General features: G+C 62.3%; 13 protein-coding genes. 8 read left to right on the top strand and 5 right to left on the bottom strand.

The features are described from left to right. The first annotated feature begins 601 nt into the window (after positions 1–601). Complete coding sequence (locus ATY02_RS08160) at positions 602–802, top strand: hypothetical protein (protein WP_068581982.1); 201 nt, start codon at positions 602–604, stop codon at positions 800–802. 375 nt (positions 803–1,177) lie between these two features. Continuing rightward, positions 1,178–2,653, top strand: a complete 1,476-nt coding sequence (locus ATY02_RS08155) for an inorganic phosphate transporter (protein WP_053135489.1) — start codon at positions 1,178–1,180, stop codon at positions 2,651–2,653. 148 nt (positions 2,654–2,801) lie between these two features. Here ATY02_RS08155 and ccoM read toward each other — a convergent pair whose 3' ends face one another. Next, entirely contained in the window at positions 2,802–2,918 is a 117-nt protein-coding gene (ccoM, locus tag ATY02_RS36415) for a cytochrome c oxidase subunit CcoM (protein ID WP_007959205.1), read from the bottom strand. Positions 2,919–3,062: 144 nt separating this feature from the next. Beyond that, positions 3,063–3,224 (bottom strand): hypothetical protein, encoded by a 162-nt coding sequence (locus tag ATY02_RS08150; protein WP_164487266.1) that lies wholly within the window; start codon positions 3,222–3,224, stop codon positions 3,063–3,065. A 164-nt stretch (positions 3,225–3,388) separates the two neighbouring features. Between ATY02_RS08150 and gcvA the strand changes: the two genes are divergently transcribed. The 3 genes from gcvA to ATY02_RS08135 all read left to right on the top strand — a co-directional run bounded on the left by gcvA (position 3,389) and on the right by ATY02_RS08135 (position 6,044). Then, entirely contained in the window at positions 3,389–4,279 is an 891-nt protein-coding gene (gcvA, locus tag ATY02_RS08145; RefSeq protein ID WP_416220655.1) for a transcriptional regulator GcvA, read from the top strand. A 65-nt stretch (positions 4,280–4,344) separates the two neighbouring features. After that, the gene (locus ATY02_RS08140; protein WP_068581980.1) at positions 4,345–4,815 is read left to right on the top strand and encodes a RidA family protein; all 471 of its coding nucleotides are present in this window, start codon (positions 4,345–4,347) and stop codon (positions 4,813–4,815) included. Continuing rightward, positions 4,812–6,044: an aminotransferase class V-fold PLP-dependent enzyme gene (locus ATY02_RS08135; protein WP_068581974.1), complete on the top strand. Its 1,233-nt coding sequence runs from the start codon at positions 4,812–4,814 to the stop codon at positions 6,042–6,044. Before ATY02_RS08140 ends, ATY02_RS08135 begins: the two co-directional genes overlap by 4 nt. Here the strand turns inward: ATY02_RS08135 and ATY02_RS08130 are convergent. After that, a complete protein-coding gene (locus tag ATY02_RS08130; RefSeq protein ID WP_068581972.1) occupies positions 6,014–6,355 on the bottom strand; it encodes an aspartate-semialdehyde dehydrogenase in 342 nt (113 codons plus the stop codon). The two genes, ATY02_RS08135 and ATY02_RS08130, sit on opposite strands and share 31 nt — an antisense overlap. 218 nt (positions 6,356–6,573) lie before the next feature. On the opposite strand from ATY02_RS08130, the gene rapA reads away from it, so the two are divergent. Continuing rightward, positions 6,574–9,423 (top strand): RNA polymerase-associated protein RapA, encoded by a 2,850-nt coding sequence (rapA, locus tag ATY02_RS08125; protein ID WP_068581971.1) that lies wholly within the window; start codon positions 6,574–6,576, stop codon positions 9,421–9,423. A gap of 69 nt (positions 9,424–9,492) precedes the next feature. On the opposite strand, the gene ATY02_RS08120 is transcribed toward rapA, so the two are convergent. Beyond that, positions 9,493–10,839, bottom strand: coding sequence for a spinster family MFS transporter (locus tag ATY02_RS08120; RefSeq protein ID WP_068581970.1), 1,347 nt, complete (start codon positions 10,837–10,839; stop codon positions 9,493–9,495). A 313-nt stretch (positions 10,840–11,152) separates the two neighbouring features. On the opposite strand from ATY02_RS08120, the gene ATY02_RS08115 reads away from it, so the two are divergent. Both ATY02_RS08115 and ATY02_RS08110 read left to right on the top strand, forming a co-directional pair. Continuing rightward, a complete protein-coding gene (locus ATY02_RS08115; RefSeq protein ID WP_068581968.1) occupies positions 11,153–11,521 on the top strand; it encodes a YkgJ family cysteine cluster protein in 369 nt (122 codons plus the stop codon). Positions 11,522–11,663: 142 nt separating this feature from the next. Further along, positions 11,664–13,940 carry a putative bifunctional diguanylate cyclase/phosphodiesterase gene (locus ATY02_RS08110; RefSeq protein ID WP_068581960.1) on the top strand — a complete coding sequence of 759 codons (2,277 nt, stop codon included), beginning with the start codon at positions 11,664–11,666 and terminating at the stop codon, positions 13,938–13,940. On the opposite strand, the gene ATY02_RS08105 is transcribed toward ATY02_RS08110, so the two are convergent. Further along, positions 13,834–14,727, bottom strand: a complete 894-nt coding sequence (locus ATY02_RS08105; protein WP_068581957.1) for an NAD(P)-dependent oxidoreductase — start codon at positions 14,725–14,727, stop codon at positions 13,834–13,836. The two genes, ATY02_RS08110 and ATY02_RS08105, sit on opposite strands and share 107 nt — an antisense overlap. Positions 14,728–14,888 lie beyond the last annotated feature (161 nt).

The following is a 14,888-nucleotide window of genomic DNA, read 5'->3' as shown; positions in this document are numbered from 1 at the left end:
TACAAGTTCTTGCCAGCGACCCAGGGCGATTATCGAACTATGGGGCGCTCATCGTAGCCTATGGATTCGGGCACGGTATCCCTGCTTCATGGGCCCGCATCGCTGCCAGTGGAAGCTCTATGCGCTGCAATGCCATTTTTGTAACCCGTAACCGGTAGATTCACTTCATTTGGACTTGTACAAACCGACACTAGGCGCTCCTTTTTTGAGCAACCATTACACTTCTATGTAACAAAACTCTCATAATAAAGTTGGCTATTTTAAGCTTCTCAGTCATAGAGTTATTCTTTAGCAAAGCTATACTAGTCGAGTGTGGAGTGCAGAATCAGTTCTGCGATATCTCGCTCAGGTGACCTCAAGCTTTAGTTGGTCGCCGAATGCAAGCGCTTGACCCTAAAATAGATTCGGTTCATTCGCCTGCAACAAACAACACTGTTGCTACGACAGTTGTCTTCATCCGGTGGCGTAGCCGCATACAACAAGAAGGTACGAGCGAAAGAGCCAGGAGCAAGGAGCTCTAGTGGGCGATGCCCAAGTTCTTTACAGCCGTACCCAGCCATGCGTTACACCGGGATGGACCTTTACTCAATTAGGTAACACTGTGACGAAAGACGAACTGCGCGCGGAACTTGAGCGCCAGGAACAACGTTACAAGGAAGTTTACGGTGGCGAAGTCACCCTTTATGCCGCCCAACCAGAGCCTGAACGTAAACCTTGGCGCAAACGTGCAAGCATCGCCGACCAAGCCTTCAGCCAAGAACTGCAAAAGATGGAAAAAGAGCTCAAGACCGAACAACCGTGACGTTATCGGCCTGACACGCCTGGGGCTTGCTCCTGGTCCGATCGATGATCTCGACGGCCAGGCCAGTCATCGACGCTCAACACCCCGAGCCGCTCTCTGTCTAGCTCCATCCTGGCGAGAGACAGCACCCGACAAGCCCTTTCCCTGAAATTTCATACAAACGTTTTAACCTCGAGAAAACCTGGCTCCGACTTGCGTTCAACCCGCCCTCCCCCAGTGAAATCAGTGGGTTGCGGCCTCTGGTGTGGATCGGAAAAAACTCTGCCCTGGGTCAGCTTTTTCGTTGAAGAATGTTACCGGTGAGCACCTTGTGCATTGATTAGCAGGGTTTTCTGGCATAATCGCGCCCCCTTATGACCGGGTCAGAAAACCTTCATGATCGATTTATTCAGCGGACTGGATGCTTGGGTGCTTGTGAGCCTCTTGCTCGCCCTGGCTTTTGTCCTCGCCTACGAGTTCATCAACGGCTTTCATGACACCGCAAATGCGGTTGCCACTGTTATCTACACCAAAGCCATGCCGCCGCACCTGGCCGTATTCTTTTCCGGTGTATTCAATTTCCTCGGCGTACTCCTTGGCGGTGTCGGCGTGGCCTATGCCATCGTCCATCTGCTGCCGGTCGAGTTGCTGATCAACGTCAACACCGGCCACGGCCTGGCCATGGTCTTCTCCTTGCTGGCCGCGGCCATCGCCTGGAACCTGGGCACCTGGTACTTCGGCATCCCGGCTTCCAGCTCTCATACCTTGATCGGCTCGATCCTCGGTGTCGGCCTGGCCAATGCCCTGCTCAACGACATCCCCCTGGGCGACGGCGTGAACTGGCAGAAGGCGATCGATATCGGTGCATCCCTGGTGTTCTCGCCCATGGCCGGCTTCATTATTGCAGCGCTGGTATTGATCGGCCTGAAGTGGTGGCGCCCGATCTCGAAGATGCACAAGACCCCGGAGCAACGGCGCAAGGTCGACGACAAGAAGCACCCACCGTTCTGGAACCGCCTGGTACTGGTGATCTCGGCCATGGCCGTAAGCTTCGTCCACGGCTCCAATGATGGCCAGAAAGGCATCGGCCTGATCATGCTGGTGCTGATCGGCATCGTGCCCGCGCAATTCGTGCTGGACCTCAACAGCACCACCTACCAGATCGAGCGTACCCGCGACGCCACCCTGCACCTGAGCCAGTTCTACCAGCGCAACCATGAATCCCTGGGCGAGTTCCTGGCCCTGGGCAAGAGCGTGAAGGACGACCTTCCCGGCAAGTTCCGCTGCAACCCACAGCAGACCGAACCGACCATCAGCGCCCTGCTGAGCAGCCTCAAAGGCGTTTCCGACTACCACTCGCTGTCCCCGGAAGACCGTATCGAAGTGCGTCGCTACCTGCTGTGCCTGGACGACACGGCGAAAAAGGTCGGCAAGCTGCCTGGCCTGGCCGCCCGTGAAAAGGCCGACCTGGACAAGCTGCGCAAGGACCTGACCGCCACCACCGAATACGCACCATTCTGGGTGATCCTGGCCGTGGCCCTGGCCCTGGGCCTGGGCACCATGATCGGCTGGAAACGCGTGGTGCAGACCATCGGCGAGAAGATCGGCAAGCAAGGCATGACCTATGCACAGGGCATGTCGGCGCAGATCACCGCAGCCGGCCTGATCGGCCTGGCCAACGTGTTCAGCCTGCCCGTCTCCACCACCCACGTGCTCTCCTCCGGCGTGGCCGGGACCATGGTCGCCAACAAGAGCGGCCTGCAGAGCGGCACGGTGAAGACCATCCTGATGGCCTGGGTCCTGACCCTGCCCGCCACCGTAGCCCTGTCGGCCGGCCTGTTCTGGGCCGCTTCCAAGGTCCTGGGCAGCTGACGAGCGAGTCCCGGCCAGAAAAAAGGTGCGCCCCAGGGCGCACCTTTTTTATGCCTGGCATTCAATGCCGGACCACTTTTTCGCGGGCAAAAAAAAGGGCAACCGAAGTTGCCCAAAATGCCTTGCGTGCTCGTTGCTCTGGAGAGACTTAAGGTTTTTTACGCTTGTTTGCGTCTTTCCAGATGAAGAATCCAAAACCTGCGAAGAACAAAACCATGAGGCCGACTGTCAGCACTCCGGCGAACACCACATTGTCGAAAAACATGACCAGCCTCCTGCTCGTGCCTCGTTGCGATGGAGCTAAGTTAACCAAAGAGGCGCAGGGGAAAATTGACCGGCGTCAATGACGCCAAAGACGGGGAACGAGGAAGGGGGAATAACTGACCTATATCAACGGAAAACGCCCTGATCAGCGCTTTTTCGGTTTGTTTTTTGGCTTTTTCTTGGTCTTGCCCAAGGGCATCGCCTGTTCGAAAGCCTGGCGTACTTCATTCAGGCGCTTCTCATTGAGGTCATGTACGCGCTTGGCGCGTTCGGCATTCAGATCGATCAGCTTGGGTTCTTGATTCATGGCTTGCCTGGTATCACAGAAGTTCAATGGCGAATGGGATCAATAATGCGGTTTGACGCGGCCCCTGACCAGCCATCAGACCCGCAACCGGGCTATAAAATCGCTGCCGCCGGGATTTTTTATCCGCACAATGGCCCATTCGGAACCGCCCCAGGAAACGCTTTGTGGACATGCCCAAGCACCTGCCGCCACTGTTGGCGCTACGCGCCTTCGAAGCCGTGGCCCGCCACCTGAGCTTTATCAAGGCCGCCCGCGAACTGTGCGTGAGCCAAAGCGCAGTCAGCCATCAAGTCCACAAGCTTGAGGACTACCTGGGCCAATCGCTGTTCGTCCGCCGCACTCGGGCCATCGACCTGACTGCCGTGGGAGCCGCCTATTACCAACAGATCCGTCCAGCCCTGGAGCAAATCGCCCTGGCAACCCAGGAGCTGCTCGCCCCCAGCACCCGGCAGGTCCTGCGCGTGGGCCTGCTGGCCTCCTTTGCCACCTTGTGGCTGGCACCGCGACTGACGGACTTCAGCCGACGCCATCCAGAGATCCAGCTGGAACTGCAGCCGGCCATCGAACTGGCGAACGTCGCCGGCGCCGAAGTCGACCTGGCCATTCGCTACGGCAAGGGCCCCTGGCCGAAGGTCCATGCCACACGTTTTCTCGCCGAGCAGTTGTCTCCCGTCTGCAGCCCTGAACTCAAGGCCACCACCCTGGCTCAGGCACCGCTGTTGATGTCCCGCTCCCACCAGCCCTTTGAATGGGACGACTGGAGCGCCAGGTACGGCGTCAACCTCGCCCCGCACCCGCAGGTGATGCTGCACGACTACAACATCGTGGTGGAAGCTGCGGTAGCCGGCCAGGGCATCGCCATGGGGCGCCGCCAACTGATCCAGCGCCACCTGGCCCAGGGCAGCCTGGTAGATGCGTTCGACCTGCCCGCCCTGGAAAGCCAGATCGGCTACTGGCTGGTCAGCGCCGAAGATCGGCTGAATCCGGCGGCGCAGTGTTTCGCCCAATGGTTATCGGGACAGGCACCCATGAGAAATATAGATACGTCGGATTAGATCTATCCGTTTGTCGATCCTGGAGCGAAGGCCGAAGCTGCCAGCCTTCCACTCGAGGACCGACCATGCACGACTCACTCAAGCAGCGCATACGACAACTGGGCCTGGAACTGCCTGAACCCAGCCAGCCCGCCGCCAACTACCTCAACCAGGTGCGCAGCCAGAACCTGCTGTTCATTTCCGGGCAGATTCCCCTGCAACAGGGCCGCCCGGTCCTGCTCGGGCGGCTTGGCGAAAGCCTCTCGCCGGAACAGGGCGCCGAGGCTGCCGAGCTGGCCGCACTGGGCTTGCTGGCCCAACTGGGGGCGGCCCTGGACGATGACTTGGCACAACTGCAACGCATCGACCGGCTGGGCGTCTTCATTGCCGCCAGCGGCGACTTCCAGGACCACAGCACCGTGGCCAATGGCGCCTCCAACCTGCTGGTCAACGCCCTCGGGGAGAAAGGGCGGCATGCCCGTACCGCCGTTGGAGTGGCCAGCTTGCCGGCCGGTGTTGCCGTAGAAGTGGACGCGATCTTCGAGCTCAGGCCATGAACAATCTGGACCCGGGGCACCTCGCTCGTTTGCGCCAGGCGACCCCTGGCTGCGCCCGGGTCTGCCACTTCAACCACGCCGGAGCGTCGCTACCCAGCCAGGGCACCCTGGATGCCATGCTTGGGCAACTGCAACACGAGGCCCATGCAGGGCCGATGGAGGCCGCAACGGCTACAGACTGGTCGGAACAAGCCCGCCAGGCCGCAGCCCGCCTGCTCAATACTTCAACTACCGCCATCGCCTTGACCAGCAGTGGCTCGGCTGCCTGGGGCATGGCCTTCAGCGCCCTGCCCCGCTGGCAACCCGGCGATCGAATCCTCGTGGGACGACATGAATGGGGCGGCAACCTGGCCTGCATGGCCAGTGCCGTGGCGGCCGGCGCCCAACTGGAGGTGATTCCCTGCGACAGCCATGGCGCGGTATCGGTGTCGGCATTGGAGTCCATGCTCGATGCCCGGGTCCGGCTGATCGCCCTCACCTGGCTTCCGGCCAATGGCGGCCTGATCAATCCGGCGGCTGCCATTGGCCAGGTGGCGCGCCGCTGGCGCATTCCCTACTTCATCGATGCCGGGCAGGCCCTGGGGCAGATACCCTGCGATGTCCAGGCCCTGGGCTGCGACGTGCTCAAGGGCGCTGGACGCAAGTACCTGCGCGGCCCACGGGGCACTGCACTGCTCTATATCAGGCCTGGCTTCCTCGAACGCTTGCAACCCCAGCCCCGGGATGTGCTGTCGGCCCCCTGGAATGGGCAAGGCTTCAGCCTGCGTGGCGATGCCAGGCGCTTTGAAACCAGCGAGATGTCACAAGTACTGCTGGCCGGACTGGCCAATGCCCTGCAGGAACTCAACGCGATCGGCATCGCGGCCATCCACCAGCGCATCCGAGACCTCAGCGACCGGCTGCGCCCGGCCCTGGACCGCATCCCCGGCCTGCAACGCCAGGACCTGGGCACACCTGGGCAGCAATCGGGGTTGATCGCCTTCACGCTGGCAGGTTGGGACAGTTTTGCCCTCAAGGCACAGCTGGCGCGCCAGGGCATCAATATCGGAGCCAACGGCGTGGCCTACACCCCGCTGGACATGCAGGCCCGCGGCCTGACCAGCATTGCGCGGATCGCCCTGAGCCACTTGACCGGCGAGGAAGAAATCGAGCGCCTGCTGCAAGCGCTTCGGGAACGGGCCGCTTGCGGCCCCGGGAGTCAGACCTCGACGTCGACCCACAACCCCTGACGCGGGGCATCTTCGATCAATGGCACCACCGGCACCGTGTTGTCAGCATTCAACTCGTCGCCGGGCACCGCCAGATGCTGCTCCGGGTCCTCGTGCTCTTCACGCTGGCGACGTTGCCGCTCCTGCTGGCGTTGCTGCTCCTCGCGCAAAAGCAGGGCCGACTGCTCGGCATCGCGCTTTTGCAGGTCGATCGTGCTTTCGTTGGAGCTCTCCTGCACCGGCACCACAGGCGGGATATCCGGTCGCTGGCGGATCGGATCCTGCTGGGAGGTGACGGGCACGGCGCTCAAGGGGAGCATCGGTGGCAACATGTTATTGGTCTCCTGTCGGCAGGCTGTCGGCCGCGGCATGGGCGACTTGAGCCATCGGTCGCAAAAGTGTGACCCAGTCGTCAGCCAATAGTGCCCTGCGCCCCGACGAATACGCCGCTTACGCTACTTTTTCTCCAAGGGTTTTAATCAGAGTTCTTTGGACTGCAAGCTACGTTCCGTTAAGATAGTCGGCTTTTTCAAAGCGGGAGTCAGGCAGCATGGCGCAGCAGTATCAACCGGGGCAACGCTGGATCAGTGACAGCGAAGCCGAGCTAGGTCTAGGCACCGTTCTGGCACAGGACGGCCGCTTGCTGACCGTGCTCTATCCGGCCACTGGCGACACTCGCCAGTATGCGCTACGGAATGCGCCCCTCACTCGCGTGAGGTTCTCGCCGGGTGACAGCATCACCCACTTCGAAGGCTGGAAAATGACCGTCCAGGAAGTCGAGGACGTCGACGGCCTGCTGGTCTACCACGGCCTCAATGGGCAGAACGAACCGGTCACCCTGCCGGAAACCCAGCTGTCGAACTTCATCCAGTTCCGCCTGGCCAGCGATCGCCTGTTCGCCGGGCAGATCGACCCGCTGGCCTGGTTCTCGCTGCGCTACCACACCCTGGAACACACCAGCCGCCAGCTGCAATCGCCACTCTGGGGCCTGGGCGGCGTGCGTGCCCAACCCATCGCCCACCAATTGCATATCGCCCGTGAAGTCGCCGACCGTATCGCGCCACGGGTCCTGCTGGCGGACGAAGTGGGCCTGGGCAAGACCATCGAGGCCGGCCTGGTGATCCATCGCCAGCTGCTGTCGGGCCGTGCCAGCCGGGTGCTGATCCTGGTTCCGGAGAACCTGCAGCACCAGTGGCTGGTGGAAATGCGCCGGCGCTTCAACCTGCAGGTCGCACTGTTCGACGAAGAACGCTTCATCGAAAGCGATGCCAGCAACCCGTTCGAAGACACCCAGTTGGCCCTGGTGGCGCTGGAATGGCTGGTGGACGACGAAAAGGCCCAGGACGCGCTGTTCGCCGCCGGCTGGGACCTGATGGTGGTGGACGAAGCCCACCATCTGGTCTGGCACGAAGAACAAGCCAGCCCGGAATACGCCCTGGTCGAGCAACTGGCCGAGACCATCCCTGGGGTGCTGCTGCTGACTGCGACCCCGGAACAACTGGGCCAGGATAGCCACTTCGCCCGCCTGCGCCTGCTGGACCCGAACCGTTTCCACGATCTGGCGGCTTTCCGCGCCGAGAGCGAGAACTACCGGCCGGTGGCCGAGGCCGTGCAAGAACTGCTGGACCAGGGTCGCCTGTCTCCCGAAGCGCACAAGACCATCCAGGGCTTCCTCGGCAACGAAGGTGAAGCCCTGCTGGCCGCCGTCAATGATGGCGACAGCGAAGCCAGCGCACGCCTGGTACGTGAACTGCTGGACCGCCACGGCACCGGCCGCGTGCTGTTCCGTAATACCCGCGCCGCGGTCCAGGGCTTCCCAGAGCGCAAGCTGCACGCCTATCCGCTGCCGTGCCCGGACGAATACCTGGAACTGCCCCTGGGCGAACACGCCGAGCTGTACCCGGAAGTCAGCTTCCAGGCCCAGCCCGATGCCGGCGACGACGAACAGCGCTGGTGGAAGTTCGACCCTCGGGTCGAGTGGCTGATCGACCAACTGAAGATGCTCAAGCGCACCAAGGTCCTGGTGATCTGCGCCCACGCCGAGACCGCCATGGACCTGGAAGACGCGCTGCGCGTACGTTCCGGCATCCCGGCCACGGTCTTCCACGAAGGCATGAACATCCTCGAGCGCGACCGCGCCGCCGCCTACTTCGCCGACGAAGAGTTCGGCGCCCAGGTGCTGATCTGTTCGGAAATCGGCAGTGAAGGCCGCAACTTCCAGTTCGCCCATCACCTGGTGATGTTCGACCTGCCCTCGCACCCGGACCTGCTGGAACAGCGGATCGGCCGCCTGGACCGGATCGGCCAGAAGCACGTGATCGAGCTGCATGTGCCGTACCTGGAGACCAGCCCGCAAGAGCGCCTGTTCCAGTGGTACCACGAGGCGCTTAACGCCTTCCTCAATACCTGCCCGACCGGCAACGCCCTGCAGCACCAGTTCGGCCCACGCCTGCTGCCATTGCTGGAAAACGCCGACGACGGCCAGTGGCAAGCCCTGATCGACGAAGCCCGTGGTGAACGCGAGAGCCTGGAGTCGGAGCTGCACGCAGGTCGCGACCGCCTGCTGGAGTTGAACTCCGGTGGTGCCGGCGAAGGCGAGTCCCTGGTGGAAGCGATCCTCGAGCAGGATGACCAGTTCGCCCTGCCGATCTACATGGAGACCCTGTTCGACGCCTTCGGCATCGACAGCGAGGACCATTCGGAAAACGCCCTGATCCTCAAGCCCAGCGAGAAGATGCTCGACGCCAGCTTCCCCCTGGGCGATGACGAAGGCGTGACCATCACCTACGACCGCGGCCAGGCCCTGTCCCGCGAGGACATGCAGTTCATCACCTGGGAACACCCGATGGTGCAGGGCGGCATGGACCTGGTGCTGTCCGGGTCCATGGGCAACACCGCCGTGGCGCTGATCAAGAACAAGGCGCTCAAGCCCGGTACCGTGCTGCTGGAATTGCTCTACGTCAGCGAAGTAGTGGCTCCACGCTCGCTGCAACTGGGCCGCTACCTGCCGCCGGCCGCCCTGCGCTGCCTGCTGGATGCCAATGGTAACGACCTGTCGCCACGGGTGGCCTTCGAAACCCTGAACGACCAATTGGAAAGCGTGCCCAAGGCCAGCGCCAACAAGTTCATCCAGGCCCAGCGCGACCAGCTGGCGCCGAAGATCAACGCCGGCGAGGCCAAGGTCGCCCCCCGTCACGCCGAGCGCGTGGCCGAGGCCCAGCGTCGCCTGGCTGCCGATACCGATGAAGAACTGGCGCGCCTGACCGCATTGCAGGCGGTCAACCCTACCGTCCGCGACAGTGAACTGGTCGCTTTGCGCAAGCAGCGCGAGCAAGGCCTGGCCATGCTCGAAAAAGCCGCCCTGCGCCTGGAAGCGATCCGGGTCCTGGTGGCCGGCTGACCACCGGTTGCGCCGCCATGAAAAAGGCCCGCTCATGCGGGCCTTTTTTATCGTCGTCCGTAGGAGCGATCAGGCGGTCGCTGGCGCTCCAACCGGTTCGCCCGGCGCCAGCCCCTCGCGCATGCGCTGGGCATCACGCACGAAGCTGCGTGAAGCCATGAGCAGGAACACCAAGGTCAACAGCAGCGCCACCGGGATCAGGTACATGGCGTCGTGCAGGCCGATGGCCTTGAACGCTTCGGTCATCTGCCCCGCCTCGGCGGCATACATCGCCGAATGGGCGAAGTGATCGGACAGCGCCCCCACCACCACCGGCCCCAGGCCGCCCCCCAGCAGGTACAGACCGGCGAAGAACAGCGCCATGGCGGTGGCCCGCAAACGGGGCTCCACCACATCCTGGATCGCGGTGTAGACGCAGGTATAGAAGTTGTAGGCAAACAACCAACCGATACTGAACACCGCCACGAACACGCCAATCTCGATCCTTCCCGCATGCAGGGCCCAGGCCGTGCACAGGGTAGAAATCAGCAGGCTGGCGGCGGCGAACAACAACCGGCCGTTGGCGACGCGCTGGTGAATCTTGTCGGCCACCCATCCCCCCAGGGTCAGGCCGACCAGGCCGGTTACCCCGACGATCAGCCCCGTGGCCACCGCCGCCTCCTGCAAGGGCATCAGGAAGTAGCGCTGCAGCATCGGCACCAGGAACGAGTTGCAGGCATAGGTAGCGAAGTTGAAGGTCAGGCCCGCCAAGGTCAGCCAGAGAAAGGTCGGGATCGCCAGTACCCGGCGGATCGGCCGTTCGATTCGCTCCTGGGACACCTTGGTCGCTTCCGCTGCCCCGCGCTTGGGTTCCTTAATGAAGAACATGAACACCGCCAGCAACAGGCCCGGTACCGCGGCGATGAAGAACGGCGCGCGCCAGCTATCGAATGCCTTGACCATGGCGCCGATGGTGAAGAAGGCCAGCAACAGGCCCAGGGGCAGGCCAAGCATGAAGATGCCCATGGCCCGGGCCCGACGGTGGGCCGGGAACAAATCGCCGATCAGCGAGTTGGCCGCCGGAGCGTAGCTGGCCTCACCGATGCCGACGCCCATGCGCACCAGCAGGAAGCTCCAGAAGCTGCCGACCATGCCATTGACCGCAGTCAGCCCACTCCAGACCGCCAGCCCCCAACCCATCAGTTTGCTGCGCGAGCCGGTATCGGCCATCCGCCCCAGGGGCAGGCCGGCGATGGCGTAGACGATGGTGAAGGCGGTGCCGATGATCCCCAGCTGGAAATCGCTCAAGTGCCATTCCATGCGGATCGGTTCGATGATGATCGCGGGGATGGTGCGATCGAAGAAATTGAACAGGTTGGCCAGGAACAACAGGAACAGGATGCGCCAGGCATTTGCCGCTTGAGTCGAGTTATCCATGGGTCGACCTCTTTTATTGTTATTGGACCAGGCACGAGCCTGGACACTGCAATCTAGTCAGCCGCGCCGCGCCTGTCTGTGATCATTCGCCAGCCTGATACCCGGGCATCCCGCCAGGCTCTCGCAGAGGCGCCTGCGCCAGTCTCTCGAACGTCGCCACAGCCCCCGCATCCCGGGGCTTTGCTAGTCTTTTCAAGGGCTTGGCAGAGGTCAAAAAAATACCTTGCGCCCCCCCTTCCCAAGGCCGATGCGAAGCCTAGAATAGCCGCCTTGCCTGCCCCCTCATCCACACCTTCCTCCGTTGAATACGCCTATGTCCGAAGCCAGTCCGTGTCTGAATTGCGGTGCCTGCTGTTCATACTTTCGTGTGTCTTTTTTCTGGGGCGAATGCGCCTCCTCGGGCGGAACGGTCCCCGACGAACTGGTCCAGAGCATCAGCCCCAGCCGGGTGGCGATGCTGGGCACCGACTGCAAGTCGCCACGCTGCATCGCCCTTGAAGGGGAGGTCGGCAAAGGCGTGAGCTGCTCGATCTACGCCCAGCGCGCCAGTCCGTGCCGGGAATTCGAGGCCTCCTGGGTCGACGGCCAGCACAACGGCGATTGCGATGCAGCCCGCGCCGCCTTCGGCCTCGCCCCACTGGAACCGGCAAACGACGAGCCCTGGTACGAGGAGAGCGCTTAGCACTATTGGCGATAGGTTCAATAAGCAAATCATTAGAACCAAAGTGCCACCGCCCATTGCAGCCACCGGGTGCCTTCTATACTCCAAGCACTTATTGGCGCACGAGTCCGCCAATGCCAGATGACTCAATAATGGGCACGCTATGGATTGGCTGGGTTTGCATTTCATTACCGAGCTTCCGGACAGCGGGCAGGTGGTTCTCCATTGCAGCCACAATCCGGTGCTGGTACTCCTGGCTTACCTGGTGGCCTGCGCTGCCAGCTTCGCCACGCTCGACATGGCCGAGCGCGTCAGCCATGTCGAACACGCCACCAGCCAACGCCTGTGGCGCTGGGTCGGCGCCTGCTGCCTGGCTGGCGGTATCTGGGCCATGCACTTCATCGCCATGCTGGCATTCGAGGCCCCCTTCGAGATCAGCTACGACCTGCCCCTGACCCTGTTGTCACTGTTCATCGCCCTGGTCGCGGCCTGGATGGCGATGGATACCCTGAGCCACGCCCAGTTGCCGCTATGGCGCTATGCGCTGGCCTCGTTGTGGATCGGCCTGGGCATCAGCGCCATGCACTACGTGGGCATGGCGGCCATTCGCTCGGTCGCCAGCCAGTACTACGAACCTTCGCTCATGGTGTTGTCGCTGCTGGTGGCTATCGCCTGCAGCCTCGCCGCCCTGCTGCTTTCACGCTACTTGCGTGACGGCAGTGGAATGTTCCATCAATTGCTCAAGTACGCCAGCAGCCTGGTACTGGGTGGCGCCATCGTACTCATGCACTTCACCGGCATGTGGTCCATGACCCTCGTCCTGCCAGCCGGCAACCCGCCCGGCCCGATAGTGCCCAACGGCCACCTGCAACTGGGGCTGACCCTGTGCGTGATCATTCTGCTGATCATTGGCAGCGGTATCAGCGCAGCCCTTGCGGACAAGAAGCTGCAGCACAAGGAACGCGACCTGCGCCGGGTCAATACCCTGCTCTCGCAACTGGACCAGGCCCGGGTGTCGCTGCAACACGTGGCCCACTACGACGCCCTGACCAACCTGATCAACCGACGCGGATTCAACCAGCTGTTCGCTGAAAAACTCATGGAAAAGTCCACCTTCGGCGGCATGCTGGCGGTGATGTTCCTCGATATCGACCACTTCAAGCGTATCAACGACAGTCTCGGCCACGATGCTGGGGACGAACTGCTCAAGGTGATTGCCGGGCATATCAAGAACTCCACCCGCAATCACGAGGACGTGGTAGCGCGCCTGGGGGGCGATGAGTTCTGCATCCTCATCAACCTGTATGACCGCGAAGAGGCACGGAACATGGCCCATCGCATCATGCAAAAGATGAAGGAGCCGATCGAGCTGGGCGGCCGGCGCATGGTGATGACCACCAGCATCGGCATCAGTATCTTTCCCGACGACGGCAAGACGTGCGAGGAACTGCTGAAGAACGCCGACCTGGCCCTTTACCAATCCAAGGATGCAGGTCGCAACAACCTGCACTTCTTCAGTTCCAGCCTCAAGACCAGGGCCACCCTGGAGCTGCAACTGGAGGAGGAACTGCGTAACGCCCTGCGTGACAACCAGGGGCTGCAGCTGTACTACCAGCCGATCTACGATCTCAAGGGCGCCAGGGTCACCAAGCTCGAAGCCCTGGTGCGCTGGCAACATCCGCAGCACGGCCTGCTGAGCCCGGATCGCTTCATCAGCATCGCCGAGGCCAACGGCATGATCGCCGAGCTGGATAACTGGGTGCTGCGCAAGGCCTGCCAGGATCTGGCCTACCTCTCGCACCACGGCCGTGGCGAGTTGAAGATCGCAGTCAATTGCTCGGCCCTGAACCTGACTCGCGAGGAACTGGCAGGAGAAATCGAAAGCGCCCTGCACAATGCCCAGGTAGCGCCGCAACGCCTGGAGCTGGAGGTCACGGAGAACGCCTTGATGGGCAACATCTCCAGCACCCTGGCATTGCTCAAGCAGATTCGCGGCCTGGGCGTGTCGTTGTCGATCGACGACTTCGGCACCGGCTATTCATCCCTGGCCTACCTCAAGCGCCTGCCACTCAATACCTTGAAGATCGACCGCTCGTTCATCCAGGACATTCCCAAGTCGACCCAGGACATGGAAATCGTCCAGGCGATCATCGTCATGGCCCATACCCTGCATTTGCAGGTGGTCACCGAAGGGGTCGAGACCCTGGAGCAGCAACAATTCCTCGAGCACTACGGCTGCGACTACCTGCAGGGCTACCTGCTCAGTCGCCCGGTCACGCTGCAGGAATTGCATGCCGTGCTGGAGGAGCTCGACCAGCGCCATGCCGGTGGTGTCAACCCGCTGACGGGTCTCGGAATAGCCGAACCAGAGTCGCTGGATCTTTTTCCAGATAGCCTTGCCCACCATGCAAGCGCATCAACTGCGCAGCTAACCCGCTGATCGGCGTCGCGGCGCCCTGCTCCCGGGACAGCTTCACGGCGCTGTCCAGGTCCTTGAGCAGGGTGCGCACATGCCACTTCACGGGCTCGAAACGGCTTTCGGCCATTTGCGGCGCCAGGATCTGCAAAGGCCTGGAGTCGGCGAACCCTCCTGCCAGGGCCTCGGCCAGCAAGCGTGCGTCGACCCCGGATCGCTCGGCCAAGGCCACGACCTCAGCAATCACCAGGGCGTTGCAGGCAACGATCATCTGGTTGCAGGCCTTGGTCACCTGACCCGCCCCCACGGCCCCCATGTGTGTCACCCGCTGCCCCATGGCCAGCAGCACCGGACGCACTCGCTCGACGTCTGCCGACTCGCCACCGACCATGATCGCCAGGCTCCCGGCCTCCGCCCCCTGGGTCCCGCCGGACACCGGAGCGTCGACCCAACCCATGCCGGTATCGCGGGCCAGCGTGGCGGCCATTTCCCGGGTAGCGGCCGGCTCCAGGCTCGACAGGTCCAGCAACAGTTGGCCAGGCCTGGCGCCCTCGGCGATGCCGGCGGCGCCAAAGACCACCTCGCGTACCACCTCGGTATTGGCCAGGCACAACAGCACCAGGTCGGCCTGCTCGCAGAGCTGCGACGGCGCGGCAACTTGTCGCGCCCCGGCGGCCACCAGCGGTGCGCACTTTCGCGGATCGCGGTTCCACACCGTCAGCGAATAGCCCGCAGCCAGCAGGCGCCGGCACATTGGCAGGCCCATCAGGCCAATTCCGGCAAAACCGAGCGAAGGTAACGCTGACATCATATTGCCCTCATTGGATTAAAGATCATTGAATACTGGCCGATCCATGATGATTCAGGAAAGGATTCCCCCGAGCGTCTTTCAGAAAACCTTTGGCGCCTTGGGCAAAATTCGCGCTCCACCCAGCGACGAGGTCCCATTCCGTGATGGTTCGACGACACCTT

It is taken from the genome of Pseudomonas sp. BIOMIG1BAC (assembly GCF_001705995.2).
Classification (GTDB): Bacteria; Pseudomonadota; Gammaproteobacteria; order Pseudomonadales; family Pseudomonadaceae; genus Aquipseudomonas; species Aquipseudomonas sessilinigenes.
The sequence above is the reverse complement of the archived record's forward strand: the minus strand, read 5'-3'. Positions and strand labels throughout refer to the sequence as shown.